Source organism: Lentzea xinjiangensis (assembly GCF_900110955.1).
Lineage (GTDB): Bacteria > Actinomycetota > Actinomycetes > Mycobacteriales > Pseudonocardiaceae > Lentzea > Lentzea xinjiangensis.
Genome location: NZ_FOFR01000006.1, coordinates 239,280 through 256,430, shown reverse-complemented (window position 1 = coordinate 256,430; position 17,151 = coordinate 239,280). Strand labels below are relative to the sequence as shown.

General features: G+C 72.9%; 19 protein-coding genes. 11 read left to right on the top strand and 8 right to left on the bottom strand.

All coding sequences use genetic code 11. The features are described 5' to 3' along the window. Nucleotides 1-82: 82 nt before the first annotated feature. The gene (locus BMW88_RS16425; RefSeq protein WP_089951576.1) at nt 83-1,030 is read left to right on the top strand and encodes an EamA family transporter; all 948 of its coding nucleotides are present in this window, start codon (nt 83-85) and stop codon (nt 1,028-1,030) included. An 88-nt stretch (nt 1,031-1,118) separates the two neighbouring features. Then, nucleotides 1,119-1,964 (top strand): helix-turn-helix transcriptional regulator, encoded by an 846-nt coding sequence (locus BMW88_RS16420; protein WP_089951575.1) that lies wholly within the window; start codon nt 1,119-1,121, stop codon nt 1,962-1,964. A 45-nt stretch (nt 1,965-2,009) separates the two neighbouring features. On the opposite strand, the gene BMW88_RS16415 is transcribed toward BMW88_RS16420, so the two are convergent. Together BMW88_RS16415 and BMW88_RS16410 are read right to left on the bottom strand one after the other, a co-directional pair. Beyond that, entirely contained in the window at nt 2,010-2,651 is a 642-nt protein-coding gene (locus tag BMW88_RS16415) for a response regulator (protein ID WP_089951574.1), read from the bottom strand. Beyond that, nucleotides 2,648-3,820 (bottom strand): sensor histidine kinase, encoded by a 1,173-nt coding sequence (locus BMW88_RS16410; RefSeq protein WP_177221132.1) that lies wholly within the window; start codon nt 3,818-3,820, stop codon nt 2,648-2,650. The genes BMW88_RS16415 and BMW88_RS16410 overlap by 4 nt, the downstream gene beginning before the upstream one ends. A 161-nt stretch (nt 3,821-3,981) precedes the next feature. Between BMW88_RS16410 and BMW88_RS16405 the strand changes: the two genes are divergently transcribed. The 3 genes from BMW88_RS16405 to BMW88_RS16395 all read left to right on the top strand — a co-directional run bounded on the left by BMW88_RS16405 (nt 3,982) and on the right by BMW88_RS16395 (nt 6,260). Next, entirely contained in the window at nt 3,982-4,413 is a 432-nt protein-coding gene (locus tag BMW88_RS16405; RefSeq protein WP_089951572.1) for a hypothetical protein, read from the top strand. A gap of 76 nt (nt 4,414-4,489) precedes the next feature. Next, nucleotides 4,490-5,326, top strand: coding sequence for an SDR family oxidoreductase (locus tag BMW88_RS16400; RefSeq protein ID WP_089951571.1), 837 nt, complete (start codon nt 4,490-4,492; stop codon nt 5,324-5,326). A gap of 43 nt (nt 5,327-5,369) precedes the next feature. Further along, entirely contained in the window at nt 5,370-6,260 is an 891-nt protein-coding gene (locus BMW88_RS16395) for a LysR family transcriptional regulator (protein ID WP_089951570.1), read from the top strand. 32 nt (nt 6,261-6,292) lie between these two features. On the opposite strand, the gene BMW88_RS16390 is transcribed toward BMW88_RS16395, so the two are convergent. After that, nucleotides 6,293-7,279, bottom strand: a complete 987-nt coding sequence (locus BMW88_RS16390; protein WP_089951569.1) for a helix-turn-helix transcriptional regulator — start codon at nt 7,277-7,279, stop codon at nt 6,293-6,295. 112 nt (nt 7,280-7,391) lie between these two features. Between BMW88_RS16390 and BMW88_RS16385 the strand changes: the two genes are divergently transcribed. Then, nucleotides 7,392-7,853: a VOC family protein gene (locus BMW88_RS16385; protein WP_089951568.1), complete on the top strand. Its 462-nt coding sequence runs from the start codon at nt 7,392-7,394 to the stop codon at nt 7,851-7,853. Nucleotides 7,854-8,057: 204 nt separating this feature from the next. Next, nucleotides 8,058-8,906: an endo alpha-1,4 polygalactosaminidase gene (locus BMW88_RS16380; protein WP_089951567.1), complete on the top strand. Its 849-nt coding sequence runs from the start codon at nt 8,058-8,060 to the stop codon at nt 8,904-8,906. Nucleotides 8,907-8,929: 23 nt separating this feature from the next. Here the strand turns inward: BMW88_RS16380 and BMW88_RS16375 are convergent, their stop codons facing one another. Further along, nucleotides 8,930-9,856, bottom strand: a complete 927-nt coding sequence (locus tag BMW88_RS16375; RefSeq protein ID WP_089951566.1) for an NmrA/HSCARG family protein — start codon at nt 9,854-9,856, stop codon at nt 8,930-8,932. 96 nt (nt 9,857-9,952) lie between these two features. On the opposite strand from BMW88_RS16375, the gene BMW88_RS16370 reads away from it, so the two are divergent. After that, nucleotides 9,953-10,510, top strand: a complete 558-nt coding sequence (locus BMW88_RS16370) for a TetR/AcrR family transcriptional regulator (protein WP_089951565.1) — start codon at nt 9,953-9,955, stop codon at nt 10,508-10,510. A gap of 75 nt (nt 10,511-10,585) precedes the next feature. On the opposite strand, the gene BMW88_RS16365 is transcribed toward BMW88_RS16370, so the two are convergent. Together BMW88_RS16365 and BMW88_RS16360 are read right to left on the bottom strand one after the other, a co-directional pair. Next, nucleotides 10,586-11,608, bottom strand: a complete 1,023-nt coding sequence (locus BMW88_RS16365) for an LLM class flavin-dependent oxidoreductase (protein ID WP_089951564.1) — start codon at nt 11,606-11,608, stop codon at nt 10,586-10,588. Between the two features lie 95 nt (nt 11,609-11,703). Continuing rightward, nucleotides 11,704-12,447, bottom strand: a complete 744-nt coding sequence (locus BMW88_RS16360) for an SDR family NAD(P)-dependent oxidoreductase (RefSeq protein WP_089951563.1) — start codon at nt 12,445-12,447, stop codon at nt 11,704-11,706. A gap of 91 nt (nt 12,448-12,538) precedes the next feature. Here BMW88_RS16360 and BMW88_RS16355 point away from each other — a divergent pair, with 91 nt between their 5' ends. Continuing rightward, the gene (locus BMW88_RS16355) at nt 12,539-13,144 is read left to right on the top strand and encodes a TetR/AcrR family transcriptional regulator (protein WP_218148084.1); all 606 of its coding nucleotides are present in this window, start codon (nt 12,539-12,541) and stop codon (nt 13,142-13,144) included. A 37-nt stretch (nt 13,145-13,181) separates the two neighbouring features. On the opposite strand, the gene BMW88_RS16350 is transcribed toward BMW88_RS16355, so the two are convergent. Continuing rightward, entirely contained in the window at nt 13,182-13,979 is a 798-nt protein-coding gene (locus BMW88_RS16350) for an SDR family NAD(P)-dependent oxidoreductase (protein WP_089951562.1), read from the bottom strand. Between the two features lie 135 nt (nt 13,980-14,114). On the opposite strand from BMW88_RS16350, the gene BMW88_RS16345 reads away from it, so the two are divergent. Both BMW88_RS16345 and BMW88_RS16340 read left to right on the top strand, forming a co-directional pair. Continuing rightward, complete coding sequence (locus BMW88_RS16345; RefSeq protein ID WP_089951561.1) at nt 14,115-14,723, top strand: TetR/AcrR family transcriptional regulator; 609 nt, start codon at nt 14,115-14,117, stop codon at nt 14,721-14,723. 26 nt (nt 14,724-14,749) lie between these two features. Then, nucleotides 14,750-15,382: a uridine kinase family protein gene (locus BMW88_RS16340; protein ID WP_089951560.1), complete on the top strand. Its 633-nt coding sequence runs from the start codon at nt 14,750-14,752 to the stop codon at nt 15,380-15,382. A gap of 27 nt (nt 15,383-15,409) precedes the next feature. Here the strand turns inward: BMW88_RS16340 and BMW88_RS16335 are convergent, their stop codons facing one another. Beyond that, the gene (locus tag BMW88_RS16335) at nt 15,410-16,951 is read right to left on the bottom strand and encodes a sensor histidine kinase (RefSeq protein ID WP_089951559.1); all 1,542 of its coding nucleotides are present in this window, start codon (nt 16,949-16,951) and stop codon (nt 15,410-15,412) included. Nucleotides 16,952-17,151: the final 200 nt, after the last annotated feature.

Genomic DNA, 17,151 nt, shown 5'->3' with positions numbered 1-17,151 from the left:
TTGACTCCTTACCGAGCCCGGCCTAGCGTCAGGGGCGTCAGTCAGGTTAAGCCATGACAACGCACCGGGCCGGGAGGCCAGCATGGGGATCGGCCAGAAAACCACCGGCCTGATCGCGGCAGCGGTCTCGTTCACCTCGTTCGGCACCTCCGGGGCGTTCGTCAAACCGCTGCTGGAGGCGGGCTGGTCGCCGACCGCCGCCGTCACGGCCCGCGCGCTCACCGCCGGGCTCGTGCTGCTGCCGTTCGTCGTGGTCGCCCTGCGCGGCCGGTGGGCCCTGCTGCTGAGGGCCCGCTGGCCGGTGCTCGGCATGGGCCTGGTCGGGGTCGCGGTCACCCAGGTCCTGTACTTCGCCGCCATCCAGCGCATCCCGGTGGCGACCGCGCTGCTCATCGAGTTCCTCGCTCCCCTCCTGCTGGTCGGGTTCGGCTGGGCGGTCAGCAGGCGGGCACCCGCACCCGTCGTCCTGGTCGGCTCGGTGCTCGCGGTCGGCGGTCTGGTGCTCGTGATCGGGCCCGGCGCGATCCAGGCCGTGGACCCGGCCGGCCTGGCCGCCGCCTTCGGCGCCGCCATCGGGTGCGCCGTCTACTTCGTGATCGCCGCGCGGCCCAACGAGGGGCTGCCTCCCGTCGCGCTGGCCGGGGCGGGGCTGCTGCTGGCCGCGCCCGTCCTGGCGCTCATCGGGGTCACCGGCCTGCTGCCGTTCACCGCCACGTTCGACGACCTGACCCTGCTCGGCACCACGACGGCCTGGTGGGTGCCGCTGCTCGTCGTCGCGGTCCTCGGCACCGCGCTCGCCTACGCGGCCGGCATCACCGCCTCGGGGATCCTCGGGTCGCGGCTCGCGTCGTTCATCGCCCTGCTGGAGGTCGTCTCGGCGTCCCTGTTCGCCTGGCTGCTGCTGGGCGAGGAGCTCACCCCGTTGCAGCTCCTGGGCGGCTTGCTGATCCTCGCCGGCATCGCCGCGGTCCGAGCCGAACGGCAGGAGGAGGCGGACCCGGCGCCCGCGGTCGGCGCGTCCTCGCCCTGACGCGACGCGCGGTCCAGCCGGCCGTCCCGTTGTCGTAGGACTGCCAGGGCCAGGACAAGCCCGGCCGGGCTGGCGCACACTGGAGCACGTGCGGGAGTGGGAGTTCGGCCGGACGGTGCGGCGCTGGCGCGACCGGGTGGCACCCGAGGCCGCCGGTGTGCCGGTGGGGCGCCGCCGGCGGGCGAGCGGCTTGCGGCGCGAGGAGCTGGCCGCGCTCGCCGGCATCTCGGCCGACTACCTGACGCGGCTCGAGCAGGGACGCGCGACCGCGCCGTCGGCGCAGGTGGTGGAGTCGCTGGCGAGGGCGCTGCGGGTGTCCGGCACCGAACGCGACCTGCTCCACCGCCTGGCGGGGCACGCCACGCCCGGTCCCGACGTCGTGCCGTCGAGGATCACGCCGAGCGTGCAGCGGCTGCTCGACCGGCTCTCGCACACCCCGGTGGTCGTCCACGACGCCACCTGGACGCTCGTGCTGGCCAACGCGCCCTACAACGCGCTCATGGGCGACACGACCGCCTGGAAGGGCCTGGAGCGCAACGCCGTCTGGCGCAACGTCACCCGCCTGCCCTCACGCGTCGTGCTCACCTCGCGGGAACAGGAGGAGCATGAAGCCCGGCTCGTGGCCGACCTGCGCCTGACGGCTTCGCGCTACCCCGCCGACCTCGCCCTGCGCCGCCTGGTCGCGGACCTCACCGCGGGCAGCCCCCGCTTCACCGAGCTCTGGGACGCCGGGACGGCACCCGCCCAGGCCGGTCCGTCCCGGCGCAAGACCGTCGACCACCCGGCGGCCGGCTTGGTCACCCTCGACTGCGACACGCTCGTCGTCACCCACGACGACCTGCGGATCACCGTCTACACCGCCGAGCCCGGCACCGAGGACGCGGACCGCCTGGCGCTCGCGGTCGTGCTGGGCACCCAGTCGTTGCAGCACTGATCGCCCTCGTCGCGCACCAGGCGCCCGGCCGTCGGCTCGCGGCGGTCACAGCAGCCCGGCCGAGTGGGCGAGGACGGCCAGCCGCACGCGGTTGTCCGCACCTGTCTTCGTCATGAGTGCGGCGACGTGCGTCTTCACCGTCGTCACGCCCACGTGCAGCCGCTCGGCGATGTCCCGGTTGCCCAGGCCCTCGGCCAGGAGCGCGAGCACGTCGAGCTCACGCGGTGTCAGGCCGCGCAGTGCGCTCGACGGCTCCGGGCCGCGTTCCCGCCCGACGACCCTGCCCACCAGCCGACGCAGCACATCAGGACTGAAGGGCTGCTCACCACCAGCGGCCCGCCGGACGGCCGTCAGCAGGTCCTCGGGCGTGGAGTCCTTCACGAGGAACCCGTGCGCGCCGGCGGCCAGCGCGGGGTACAGGTGGTCGTCGTCATCGAAGGTGGTGAGCGCGACGACGCGCGCACCGGGATCGTCGGCGAGGATCCTCCTGGTCGCCGCGATGCCGTCGACCACGGGCATGCGCAGGTCCATCAGGACCACGTCGGGCCGGCACCGCGCCGCCGCGCGCACCGCCTCGGCGCCGTCGGCCGCCTCGCCGACGATCTCGACGTCCGGGGCGTTCTCGCACAGCATCCGCAGACCGGCGCGCACGAGCCGCTGGTCGTCGGCGATGAGGAGCCGGATCACGCCGGCTGCTCCTGCCGCGGCAGGCTGGCGCGCACGACCCAGCCGGCTCCGGCCGGACCGGCGTGGAACGACCCGCCGAGCCGTTCGACCCGCTCCGCCATCCCGGTGAGCCCGTGGCCGTCCGAAGGGAGCCCTGGTGGTGTCAGACCGGGTGGCACGCCGCCGGTGTCGCGGACTTCGACGTCCACGCCGGCGTGCGAGTCGCGGACGCGCAGGTGCACGGCGGCGCCCGGTCCGGCGTGGCGCATCACGTTGGTGAGCGCCTCCTGGACGATCCGCAGCACCACGAGGCGGTGTGACCCGTCCAGGTCCCCGGTGGTGCCGCTGATGTCGGTGCGCACCGCGAAACCCGCGCGGGCGCACCTCTCGGCCGCCTGGCGCACCGCCGTGGTGAGGCAGGCGGGGCTCGCGCCGACCGGCGGGGGAACCGAGGGGTCGCGGAGCACGGTGACCAGGTCCCTCAGGTCGCGCAGCGCCGCCGAGCCGGTGGCGTGCACGTCGTCGAGCACCTCGCGGAACTGCTCGACGTCGCTCGCCGCGTGCCGCGCCACGGCGGAGCGCAGCACCATCGAGGACACGTGGTGGGCCACGAGGTCGTGCAGCTCCCTGGCGACGGCGACGCGGTCGGCTTCCCGCGCGGCCGAGATCTCCGCGTCCCGCACGCGCAGGACCAGCGCCTTCTCCTCGCGCTGCCGCGCGGCGAGCTCCCGCACCGACCTCAGGTGCCTCCCGACGAGGACGGGAACGCCGACGACCAGCGCCACCCTCAACGCGACGACCGCCGGCCGGTCGTCCTCCTGCCCGGCGAGGTAGACCGCGTCGGCCACGACAGCTCCGCCGCACCCGGCCGCGAGCTGCGGCCGCCAGGGCCGCCGCACCGCGAGTTCGCCCAGCGACAGCGCGGCGCAGGCCTGTGCCGCGGCGAGGCCGGGAGCGTCCACCAGGAACGCCGTCAGCACCAGCGCGTTCTGCGCTAGGGACACCGCGAGCGGCAGCCGGCGGCCCGCGACGAACACGAGCGAGGCCGCCACGGGAACGGTCCACGCCGACGGGCTCGTGCCCGGCGCCGGAACCGCGAGCCACAGCGTCGAGACGACCACCAGTGCCAGTGGCGCGAACCTGGGTGCCCATCGCGCCACGACCGGCCGTGCGACGTTCCACGAAGTCACGACGACGATCGTAGGTCGGTCACGTGCCCCCTACCTCCTACCGCGGTAGGAGGTGACTCCTCCCCCAGGCCGCCGGACGGACCTCTCGCAGGAGGTGCTTGTGCCGGGTGATCGCGACGATGGGTTCCTGTCGGCTCAGCCGAGCGAACCCGGAGTCCCGCATGATGATCTGGAACAACGCCCCGTCGAAGACGATCCTCGTCGTCAGGCTGCTGATGGCGGCGATCTTCACCCTCTACGGGTGCGTCAAGCTGTTCGGTGGCCAGTTCTACTACGGCGACTGGGAGAACATGTCCAAGTCGACGGTGGACGGCACCTCGCTGGTGTGGCTGTTCTACGGCTACTCGCCCTTCTACGGCCGGGTCACCGGCCTGTTCGAACTGGTTCCCGCGGTCATGTTGTTGTTCCGCCGCACCACGTTCGTGGGAGCGGCCGCGCTCTTCGTGATCGGGCTCAACATCACGTTGATGGACTTCGCGTTCGACTACCCCTCGGTCAAGTACCTGGCCGCGCTCTACACCATCCTTTGTGGACTGCTGGTGGTGCACGACCGCGGCAAACTGCGCGACATCTTCGCGGACCGGCGCGAGTGACCCATGCTCTTTTCGCATGGCCGGACTGCGAAACCATCGCTGGTTCTCATGCCTTTGGCCGCCTAGCGTCATTGCCATGGCCACTTTCTTCATCACCGGAGCATCCAGGGGAATCGGACGCGAGCTCGTCGACCAGGTCCTGGCGCGCGGGCACCGCGTGGCCGCGACGCTGCGCGACCCGCGGCGGCTGGACGACCTCGCCGAGCGCTACGGCGACAGGGTGTGGCGCCGCGCTCTCGACGTCACCGACACCGCTCAGGTCGAAGCCGTGCTCGCCGAGGCGTTCGAGGCGCACGACCGGATCGACGTCGTGGTCTCCAACGCGGGCAGCGGCGTGTTCGGCGCCGCCGAGGACCTGACCGACGAGCAGGTCGAGAACACCATCGCCACCAACCTCACCGCTTCGATCCAGGTGGCGCGGCGGACCGTGCCGTTGCTGCGGCGTCAGGGCGGCGGCGTGTTCGTGCAGCTGTCCAGCATGGGCGGCCACATCACCTTCCCCGGCTTCGCGATCTACCACGCCACCAAGTGGGGCGTGGAGGGCTACTTCGAGGCGCTGGCCGCCGAGATCGCGCCGTTCGGCATCAGCACGATGCTCGTCGAACCCGGCATGGTCCGCACCAGCTTCTACGACGCGGCGCAGCGCGTCCCGCTCAGCGAGCCCTACCGGGGTGGCCCCGCCGACACGCCGCCCCCGGCGGTCGACGCGATGCCGGGCAGCCAGTCCGGCGTCGCACACGCGATCATCGAAGCGGCGTTGTCCGACGCACCGCCGTTGCGGCTGCTGCTCAACTCCGACGCCTACGAACTCGTGACCACCGCGGTGGCCGCACGGCTGGCCGCGTTCGAGGCGCAGAAGGAGCCGGCGCACGCGGCGGATGCCGATCACGCGGGCCGAGCGGGGCGGCCCTGATACTGGGCGGCCCTGATACTGGGCCTCCCGGATACTGGGCCGCATGTCGGGGATGACCTTGGTCGGGCTGCGCGTCGTCGTCGAGGTGGCGAGGCGCGGCTCGTTCACCGCGAGCGCCGACGCGCTCGGCTACACGCAGTCCGCGGTCTCCCGCCAGGTGAGCGCGATGGAGACGGCCGTGGGCAGCCCGCTGTTCGAGCGGTGGGCCCGCGGCGTCCGTCCCACCCCGGCCTGCGAGGCGCTGCTCGAGCACGCGCGGCAGGTGGTCGCCCACCTGGAGGCCGCGGAGCTGGAGATCGCCGGGCTGCGCGACCGGCTCGCGGGCCGGTTGGCGGTGGGCGCCTACCCCACCGCGGCGGCGAGCTTCGTGCCCAGGGCCGTCGCACGGCTGCGCGCCGCGCACCCCGGCCTCGCGGTCCGGCTCGGCGAGGCGGGCAGCCCGGCGCTGCTGCGCAGACTGCGGGCGGGCCGGATCGAGGTCGCGGTGATCGCGGTCGGCGACGGCCTGCCCGGCTACGACCTGGCCGGCCTGCGCACCGACCCGGTGCCCGTCCGACGCGGGCCCGGCATCGCCGTGGCGAACAGTCACCCGTTCGCCCGGCAGGACGAGGTGGACGTGCGCGACCTCGCCGACCAGGTCTGGATCGTGGGCGTCGGCAAGGAGGGCGACCCGCAGTTCGGCGCGTGGCCCACTCTGACCGCGCCCCACATCGGGCACGAGGCCCGCACCTGGCAGACGCGGCTCGGCCTGGTGGCCGCCGGGCTGGGCGTGTCCGTGCTGCCGGGGCTGGCCGCGGACATCGTGCCGCGGGGTGTCACGTGGGTCCCGGTCCGCGACCCGGGGTTCGTCGAGCGGCGGCGGACCGTCGTCGTCACCGAGGAGGACCGCTCCCCCGCCGCGGACGCGTTCGTGCGGGCGTTGCGGGAGGATTAGCGGTTGGCGTCCCGGTTCGAGGGGGGCCACGATCACGCCGGCCGCGCCGCACGCGCCGCCCGGCGCGACAACTCCCCGAACGCCTCCCGCAACTCCGGCGGTCCCACCACCTCGATCTCGCTGTCGAAGCTCGCCAGCCGCGCGGCGAGCGCGGCCCAGGACCACGACCCGGTCACCAGCCGGGTCCTGGCGGCGCCCGCATCCTCCGCGACACCGTCGCCGACGAACGGCGCCACCTCGGCCAGCGGGCGGTGGAGCACCACCTCGCCCTCGCACGGCCAGGTGTGGGCGCTGCCGGAGCCCTTGAACCGCGCGGAGACGAACGCGGCGACGTCCCCGCCCGGCACCTCGCGCGGGGTGAACCGCGGTCCGCCGGGGATTCGGAGGGTCATCCGGTCGGCGCGGTAGGTGCGCCAGTCCTCGCGTTCGGCGCTCCAGCCGACGAGGTACCAGCGGCCGGCGCGCACCACGAGGTGGTGCGGCTGCACCCGGCGGGGCGGTTGTGGTCCGGCGTCGCCGGAACGGCCCGGTGCGCGGTAGTCGAACCGCACCTCCTCGCGGGCGCGGATGGCGCTGCTCAAGGTGAGCAGGACCTCGGTGTCCACCTGGAGGTCACCGCGGCCGGCCGTGGTGACCTCCAGCGCGTCAATGCGGCGGCGCAGGCGGGACGGCATGACCTGGCGCACGGTGACCAGGGCGCGGGCCGCGGCCTCCTCGATGCCCGCACCGGTGGCCACGGCGAGGCGCAGCGCCACGGCGAGCGCGACCGCCTGCTCCTCGTCGAACAGCAGCGGCGGCATCTGGCTGCCCGCCTCCAGCCGGTAGCCGCCGTCCGGGCCCTTGACGGCGTGGACCACGTAACCGAGCTCCCGCAGCCGGTCGACGTCGCGGCGGACGGTGCGTTCGCTGACGCCCAGCCGCTCGGCCAGCAGGACGCCGGGCCAGTCGCGGCGGGCCTGCAGCATCGACAGCAACGCCAGCAGGCGGCTGGAGGTGGTGGTCGAGGACGCGATCGGCATGGTCCCAGCCTCCCACGAGTAGCGGACGTTCCCTGTCCGCTACCGCTGACATCGTGGTTCTCGTCGCCGGAGACCTCCCGCGACGAGAACCACTTCCGAAGGACCGGAAACCATGTCGCTCAACGCTGTCACCCACCTCAACTTCCGCGGCCAGGCCAGGGAGGCCCTGGAGTTCTACCGGTCGGTGTTCGGCGGGCAGACCACCATCGCCACCTACGGCGACTTCGGTCTGCCCGCGGACGCTCCCGGTGCCGCGAACGTGGTGTTCGGCCAGGTGGTCGCCGACAACGGCTTCCGCGTCATGGCCTACGACGTGCCGGGCGAGAACGCGCCGCTGCCCCAGGGCGAGCCCACCACGCGCCGGGAGAACGGTGCCACGATCACGACCGAGCCGTTCTTCCTCTCCGTCCGCGGCGAGACCGTCGAGGAGGTCGCCGGGCACTGGGAGCTCCTCGCCGACGGTGCGACGGTGATCGAGGCGTTCGGCCCCGCGCCGTGGGCGCCCGGCTTCGGGATGCTGACCGACCGGTTCGGCGTCACGTGGATCCTCGACGTCGCGGCCGAGCAGCGCTGACCGGCGACTCCGACACCCGCCGCGCGACCGACCCGGTCGCGCGGCGGGCAGGCGCCGGCTCGCGGCCCTCCTGACGCCCGGAGCGCACCGGTAGGGTCGCCGAGAACTCGATCACCGACCCGAACCCGTTCCCCCCAGACCTGATCAATCCTGACCGATCATCTCCGGGCGATCACCCCTGAGCGATCAAGGAGTCCGGCGCACATGACCTCCCCTGCCCGCGCCTTCACCGGAACCGCCCTCGCCGCAGCCGCTCTGGCCGCCTGCGTCGCCGGGCCGCTGACCCCGTCCGGCCAGGCGGACCGCGCGTCCGCCGCGGCGGTGCAGCCGCCTCCGGCCGGCGCGGTGCTCGACTACCAGCTCGGCGCCGCCTACCCGCCGCCGGCGGGCGTGACCCTGGTGACGCGCGACAGCAGCGCAGCACCGGCGCCCGGCATCTACACCATCTGCTACGTCAACGGTTTCCAGTCGCAGCCCGCCGACCGCGACGTCTGGCTGAACCAGCGCGGGCACCTGGTGCTCAAGGACTCCTCCGGCAGGCCGGTCGTCGACCCGAACTGGCCGGACGAGCTCCTGCTCGACACGTCGACGGCTGCCAAGCGCACCGAGCTCGCCTCGATCATCGGCGGCACGATCGACCGGTGCGCGAGCAAGGGCTTCCAGGCCGTCGAGGTGGACAACCTCGACTCCTACCTGCGCTCGCGCGGCAAGCTGAGCGTCGACGGCAACCTCGCCCTGGCGAAGCTCCTCGCCGGCCGCGCCCACGAGCGCGGCCTCGCGATCGGCCAGAAGAACTCGGCCGAGCAGGCCGCCCGTGCACGTGCCGAGGTCGGCTTCGACTTCGCGGTGTCCGAGGAGTGCCACCGCTGGGAGGAGTGCTCGTCCTACAGCGAGGTGTACGGCGCGCAGGTGATGGACATCGAGTACACCGATGACCTCCGCGGCACGTTCGAGGACGTCTGCGACGACCCGGACACCCCGGCCACCACCACGTTGCGCGACCGCTACCTCGTCGGACCGAACCACCCGGACTACGCGTTCGACCGCTGCTGAGGCACACCGCTCGCCGCCGGGGGTCAGCGGCGCGCCGCCCGCTCCCCGGCCGGCGCCGGGCCGAGTGGGCCCCCCACGTGCTCCCGGGCCCACTCGGCGAAACTCGTGAGCGGCAGGCCCAGCGCCCTCGCGAACTCCGGCCGGCCCACCATGCCGGTGGTGTTCAGCCGGTCGTGGCCCGCGCCCATGTCCGGCATGCCGGCGGCGCGGGCCTCGTCCTCCGTCATGTCCGGTGCCCGCAGTTCGGTGCCGAGCGCGCCGGAGAGCACCTCGGCGATCTCCGCCATCGACAGGTAGTCGCTCGCGAGTTCCAGCTCCACCCGGTCGAACCGGTCCGGCTCCGCGATCACGGCCGCGACCGCCGTGCCGATGTCGCGCACCGCGACCAGGGAGAGCCGGGTGGTGGGCTTCACCACGCTCACCAAGCCGCCCTCGATCCCGCGCGGGAACAGGAATGCCGACGAGGGCAGGAAGTTCTCCATGAAGAAGCCGGGCTTGAGCAGCGTCCACCGGTCGAAACCGGCCGCGCGGACCCGGTCCTGGATCGCGGCCTTGGTGTTCAAGGACGCCTCCCGCAGGGGGTGCTGCTCGTCCACCACGCGCGGGCCCGCGCCGTCGACGGTCGTCTGGACGAAGTGCCCGACGCCCTGCTCCCGCGCGGCTTCGATCAGGTTGGTGGCCTGGGCGAGCTCGCCGGGGAAGTCGAACCCCTCCCCGGTCAGTTCGGCCATCTGCACCGAGAACACCGCGCGGGCGCCCTGCGCGGCGCGGGACAGCGACTCGCGGTCGCGCAGGTCGCCGACGGCGAGCTCGACGCCCAGCGCCCTCGCTCGTTCGGACTCCGGATCGCGGACCAACGCGCGCACCGGAACGCCTGCCGCGGTCAACGCGCGGACGGCGGCGCCGCCTTGCCGACCGGTGGCTCCGGTCACGAGTACTGGTGCCGACATGGCTCTCCTCCACAGCGGAACGAAAACGGCGGGGTCCGCCGTTTATCCTCCGCTACGATATGGCGGCCCCCGCCATTTATCCAGCACGAGGTTGTCATGGCTGATCAGCAGCGCGCCGACGCCCGGCGCAACCACGAGCGCATCCTCGCCGTGGCCGAGCGGGAGGTCGCCGCACACGGAGCCGGCGCGTCGCTGGAGCAGATCGCCCGCGTCGCGGGCGTCGGCTCGGCGACCGTGCGCCGCCACTTCCCCACCCGGCAGGCGTTGCTGGAAGCCGTGTCCTCGCAACGGATCGAGGCGCTGTGCGAGCGGGCTCGCGAGCTGACCGGCACGGGCGACAGCAGGGACGCACTGCTCACGTGGCTGACCGACGTCGTGGCGTACTGCGTTTCCGCGCGCGGGCTCGCCACCGCGCTGGCCTACGAGGCCGACCCGACGCACGGGAACTCCTGCGCGGCGGCGATCGAGGAGGCGGCGCGACCGCTGCTGCGCCGCGCGATCGACGACGGCGCGGTCTCGGGGGAGGTCACGGTCGCCGAGCTGGTGGCGGTGATCGTCGGCATCGCGATGGCCACGGAACACCACCGGGACCCGGCCGGCGCGGCCGACCGGCTGTTCGCGCTGACCGTGGCGGGGATCAGTCCCCTCCGCTGACCGCCGTGAACACCGCGGGCAACGCGGACGGCGGTGGCGCGGCCTTCGCCACGCCACCGCCGTCCGGTGGACAGGTCAGCGCCAGCCGAGTGCCGGCGCGACGTGCAGGAGGATGTTCTCGATGACGTGCGCGCTGTAGTCGGCACCGAGCTGGTTGGGCACGGTGAGCAGCAGCGTGTCGGCCTCGGCGATCGCCTCGTCCCCGGCAAGCTGCTCGACCAGCACGTCGGGCTCGGCGGCGTACGAGCGGCCGAAGATCGCCCTGGTCGGCCCGTCGATGAAGCCGACCTGGTCGGTGCTCTCGCCGTCACCCCCGAAGTACGCGTCGTCGAGGTCCGTGGTGATCGCGAAGATGCTGCGCGACACCGAGACCCGCGGCTCGCGCTGCCTGCCGGTCTCCGCCCAGGCCTTGCGGAACGCCCGGATCTGCTCGGCCTGCTGGACGTGGAACGGTGCCCCGCCCTCGTCGAACTTGAGCGTGGAGCTCATCAGGTTCATGCCCTGCTCGGCCGCCCACACCGCGGTGCCGTTGGACCCCGCGCCCCACCAGATCCGGTCGCGCAGACCCGGTGAGTGCGGCTCGACGCGCAGCAACCCGGGAGGGTTGGGGAACATCGGCCGCGGGTGCGGCTGGGCGAAACCCTCGCCCTCGAGCACCTTCAGCAGCACCTCGGCGTGCCTGCGGGCCATGTCCGCGTCGGTCTGCCCCTCGGCGGGCTGGTAGCCGAAGTACTTCCACCCGTCGACCACCTGCTCCGGCGATCCGCGGGAGATGCCGAGCTGCAGCCTTCCCCCGGCGATGAGGTCGGCCGACCCGGCGTCCTCTGCCATGTACATCGGGTTCTCGTACCGCATGTCGATCACGCCGGTGCCGATCTCGATGCGCTCGGTCCGCGCGCCGATCGCCGCCAGCAGCGGGAACGGCGACGCGAGCTGCCTCGCGAAGTGGTGCACCCGGAAGTAGGCGCCGTCCGCGCCCAGCTCCTCCGCGGCCACCGCGAGGTCGATCGACTGCAGCAGGGTGTCCGACGCGGACCTCGTCTGCGAGTGCGGGCTGTCCGACCAGTGCCCGAAGGACAGAAAACCGATCTTCTTCATACCGCGCGCGACACTTCCGTCCTCTAGTTGGCCACACGACAGGCCCTCGATCGGTGAACGCACCGGCGGGCGCGGGCATTCCGGCCGGGGCCGGGTCAGAACTGGTTCTCACCGCCGTCGACGTAGATGTTGGCCCCGAGGATGAAGCTGCTCTGCTCCGACGCGAGGAACGCCACGGTCGCGGCGACCTCCTCCGGCGTTCCCATCCGCCCGAGCGGCACCCTGGCGGCGAAGCCCGCCTTGACCTCGTCGGCCTTCTCCTCGCCGACGATCCCCGCGACCGCGGGGGTGTCGATGGTGCCCGGCGAGATCGCGTTCACCCGGACCCCGCGCCCCTTCAGCTCGTTGGCCCAGGTCCGGGTGTAGGAGCGCAGGGCGGCCTTGGTCGCCGCGTACGAACCGAACTCCGCCACGCCGTCATCGGCGCGCACGGAGCAGTTCACGACGACCGAGGACCCCTCGTTGAGCAGGGGCAACGCCTTCTGCACGCTGAACAGGGTGCCGCGCACGTTGACGTCGAAGAGCTGGTCGAAGTGCTCCTCCGTCGTCTGCTCCAGCGTCGCGAACCCGGCCGCGGCGGCGTTGGCGAAGAGCACGTCGAGCCCCTTGCCCCTGGCGCGCACCGCGTCGTAGAGCCGGTCGAGGTCCGCGAGTTCCGCGAGGTCGCCCCGCACCGCGGTGGCGTCGCCGATGGCCTCGACCGCCGCGTCCAGCTCGCCCTGCCGCCGGCCGGTGATGAAGACGTGCGCGCCTTCCGCCGCGAACCGCCGGGCAGCGGCCAGGCCGATGCCGCTGCTGCCGCCGGTCACGACCACCGTCTTGCCTTCGAACTGACCCATTGCCGCCTCCACAGAGTTAAGTACCGTTCGGTACTGAACTCGACCGTAGCACTTGCGCACCGATCGGTACCGAAGGGGTAGGCTCAGGGGCGTGACAGGTCAGGGGAACACCGCTGTCGGCAGGCCCAGGTCCTTCGACACCGACGAGGCGCTGCACCAGGCCATGCTCGTGTTCTGGAAGCAGGGCTACGAGGGCGCGAGCCTCACCGACCTGACCGGCGCGATGGGCATCACCAAGACCAGCATGTACGCGGCGTTCGGCAACAAGGAGCAGCTGTTCCGCAAAGCGCTGGAGCGCTACACCGACGGGCCGGCCGCATACGGGCTGCGCGCCTTGGAGGAGCCGACCGCCCGAGCCGTCGCGGCGGCGTTCCTGAACGGCTCCGTGCGGACCACCACCCAGCCGGACTGCCCTGCCGGCTGCCTCGGCGTCCAGGGCGCCCTGGCCGCCGGCGAGGCGGGCACCCCCGCTCACGAGGTACTGGCGGAGTGGCGCAACGTCGCCGGTCGCCGTCTCGAGGAACGGTTCCGGCGCGCCGCCGAGGAGGGTGACCTGCCTCCGGGCGCGAGTGCCCGGCGGCTCGCCCTCTACGTCATGACGGTGGCGTTCGGCATCGCGGTCCAGGCGGCCGGCGGCATCGGCCGCGCGGACCTCCAGGAGGTCGCCGACGCCGCCATGGACGCCTGGCCGGCCTGATCACCGGCCAGGCGTTGCCCGACGGACCCGAGCCCGGTCACGCGACCTTGACGGAGCCGGCATCCACCGCCCAGTTCGAACCGATCACGCTCGGCATGGTCGGCGACGACAGCAGCAGCACCGCGCGGGCGATCTCCTCCGGCTCGATCAACCGGCCGGTCAGCATGCCCAGCTCACCCGGCAGGGCGTCCACCAGCGTGGCGTGCTCGGCGCCGATGGCCTCCGCCACCTGCGACAGGTAGCCGTCCGCGCCGACGATGTTGTAGGTGCGGGTGAGGGACGGCGACACGGTGTTGACCCGCACGCCCTGGGGGCCCACGCGTTCGGCCAGCGCGCGGGAGAACATGTTCAGCCCCGACTTGGCCACCGCGTAGGGCAGCGGCGTGCCGCCGGGAGCCCCGAGGCGACGGCCGCTGTCGGAGCCGATGTTGACGACGGCGCCGCGCGCCTCGATCAGCGCCGGGAGCGCGGCGCGGATGGCACGCACGACGGAGTGCAGGTTCAGCTCGAAGACGTCCCGCCAGATCTCGTCCCCGCCGTCGAGGACGTTGCCGAGGGACCCCTCCGGCAGCGCGCCGCCGCCGGCGTTGTTGACCAGCACGTCCAGCCGGGGGCCGGCCGCGAGCACCGCGTCGACCATCCGCCGGGGACCGTCCGGTTCGGCCAGGTCGGCGGCGACGAAGGTCGCGCCGGTGGCCTCCAGCTCGGCCGTGGTGTTCCGCGCCACGGCGGTGACCGACGCCCCCTCGGCGCGGAAGGCCCGCACGATCGCGAGGCCGATGCCCTTGCTGGCGCCCGTGACGAGCACGCGCTTCCCGGCGAGGTTCAGATCCATGGTTCACAACTCCTGGTTCGCGGCGGGGTTTGCCTGCCATAAATGCAACACGCCAGTCTCACTTGTGTCAACAAGCGAGACTTATCTGTAGCAGTTATGCTGATCGTTACGCTTGGTCCTCACCATGGAGGTCAGATGAGCGCGTCCACCCCGCACCGTCCGGTCCGCGCGGACGCCGAACGCAACGTGGCCCGCATCCTGGAGGCGGCCAAGGTCGTCCTGGCCGAGGACCCGACCGCGTCGCTGGAACGCATCGCCGACGAGGCCGGGCTCGCCCGCGCCACCGTCCACCGGCGCTTCGCCTCCCGCAAAGCCCTGCTGGAGGCCCTCGTCGCGCAGCTCAACGAGCAGTACCTGCGCGCGCTGCACGAGGCGAAGGTCGACAGCGCCCCGCCGCTGATCGCCCTGCACCGCGTCACCGAGCTCGTCATGGAGATCAAGTTCAGCCACCGCCTCGTCATGGACGTGGTGACCGCCGGCACCCCCGCGCGCTGGTCCTACCTGAGCGCCGAGGTCCGGGAGCGCGCCGAGCTGCTCTTCGCCCGCCTGCACGCCTCGGGGGCCATCACCGCGGCACACCCCTCCTGGTGCCTGAAGATCTACCTGGCGATCCTGGACGAGGTGCACCACCTGCCGGCCGGCGCGCCGGAGCTCGCCTCCTGCGCCGACGAGGTGACCGCGCGCACCACCCTCCAGGTGACGACGGTCCTGGGCGCCCTCGGCGGCGCACCGCTGCCCCACTGAGGTCCACCCGAGCGAGGAGGCTGCCGATGCGTCTGCACCCCGGTGAGGCCCAGGCCACCGGCTGGCGGGTGGTGAAGCTGTCCGACGTCGTCCTGCGGCTGCGCCAGGCCGCACCCGGTCGCCGCCCTCTCGTCGTCGCGGTGGACGGGCGCGGTGGCGCGGGGAAGTCCACCCTCGCCGCCCGGCTGCAGCGGGTCGTCCCCGGATCCGCCGTGGTGCACACCGACGACGTCGCGTGGAACCAGGCCTGTTTCGACTGGGGAGAGCTGATGGCCGAGCACGTCCTGCGCCCGCTGCGCGAGGGCGGGGCGGTGGAGTTCCGGCCGCCGGCGTGGGTCGAGCACCGGCGCAGCGGCACGATCCGGGTGCCGGTCGGCGTGGACGTCGTGTGGGTGGAGGGCACCGGGATCATCCGCGAGGAGCTCGCGCCGTGGATCGACGCCTCGATCTGGCTGCAGGGCGATCTGGACGAGCAGGAGCGCCGGCTCGTCGCGCGTGACGGCGACTCGCCGGCCCAGCGGCGGCACGTCGCCGCGTGGCTGGCCGAGGAGCTGCCGTTCATGCTCGCCGAACAGCCCTGGCGGAAGGCGACGCTGGTGGTGGCCGGGACGACGGACCTGCACCACGACCCCGAGACCGAGGCCGTCGTCGCGAGCTGACCTGCTCCCGGCGCGGGCGGACCGGGGTCAGTCGGCGAACGCGAGGACGTTCGCGTCGGCTCGCGGCAGCGTGAAGCGGATCGTCGTGCCCGTCGTGGCCGCGGTGTCGAGCCAGATCCGGCCACCGTGGTACTCGACGATCTTGCGGCACATGGCCAGGCCGATGCCGGTGCCTGGGTAGCGGTCCTTCGCGTGCAGGCGCTGGAAGATCACGAAGATCCGCTCCGCGTACTGCTCGTCGATGCCGATGCCGTTGTCGCGCACCGTGAACGTCCAGGTGTCGTCCTCGCCGGGCTCGGCGTCGACGCGCACGTGCGGTGGCTGCTCGGCGCGGAACTTCACGGCGTTGCCGATCAGGTTCTGGAACACGCCGACGAGCAGCCGGACCTCTCCCCTGACCTCGGGCAGCGGGCCCACCTCCACCCGCGCCTGCGAGTTCTCCAGGGCGACCGCCAGGTTGCGCAGCGCCTCGTCGACGAGGTCCTCGCCCTTGACCACGACCCACTTCTCGCGCAGGCGGCCGACCCGGCTGAACGCGAGCAGGTCGTTGATGAGCGACTGCATGCGCTTCGCGCCGTCGACGGCGAAGTCGATGTACTGCGTGGCGCGGTCGTCGAGCTGGTCGCGGTAGCGCTTCTCGAGCAGCTGGCAGAAGCTCGCGACCTTGCGCAGCGGCTCCTGCAGGTCGTGGGAGGCGACGTAGGCGAACTGCTCCAGCTCGGCATTGGAACGGCGCAGTTCGGCGGTGGCCGCGTCCAGCGCGGCGTTGCGCTCCCGCGCCTGGGCCAGCTCGTCGACGATGTGGGTGCGCATGACGTCCACGTCGCGGCCGAGCTCCCGCAGCTCCGCGGGACCCGTCACGGTGACCGTGTGCGCGAAGTCCCCCGCGGCCACGAGACCGACCTGGCCGCGGAGCCGGCTCAGCGGCGCCACGACGAACAGGCGCACCGCGACGACACAACCGAGCACCGCCACCAGGAGCACGCCCAAAGCGACGATGCACGTCACCGCCATCCCCGTGGACGCCTCGTTGAGCGCGGCGCGGCTGTCGGCGCGCTGGGCGGCCAGCTCGTCCTGCAACGTCGTCAACGCCGCGCGCACCGCGTCGAAGCGCTCCTTGCCGAGTGCCTCGGCCGGGACGGTGCTGCCCGTCCTCACCGCTGCGATCGCGGGATCGGCGTAGTCGCGGCGCCAGCCGGCCAGTGCCGCGTCCAGAGCGGTCAGGGAAGCCCTGACGACCGGGTCGTCCATCGACGCGATGGTCGCGTGCGCCGGGGACTGGCGTTCCAGCCCCGTCGCGTAGGGCTCGAGGAAGTTGTCGTTGCCGCTGAGCACGAAACCGCGGACGCCGTTCTCCTGGTCGACCACGTGGGTGCCGAGCTGCTGCGAGCTCACCACCGCGGGACCGACCACGTCCAGCAGCCGCGACCGGGAGCGCGACAGGTCACCGATGGCCAGCAGGACCGCCACGGCGGCCCCCAGCAGGACGGCGACCAGCGCCACCGAGATCAGCAACGACCACCGCCGCAGCGATGGACCACCGAGCTCGGTGTTCGGACTCGTCCGCACGGCACCTCCCCGACTACGGCGCAGGGCGCCGTGCTCATCCCCTCGGTGAGCGGCGCAATCCTAAGATCGGCTCCGAGCGCCGTGACGCCGAGGGCTCTCTCACGGCAGCGGTGCGGGGGAACGCGTGCCCGGACGGAGCAGCCGGAACCGGCCGATGTCCTCAATGGACGGACGCGGCACTCCTCGCCCGTTCGTGCCGG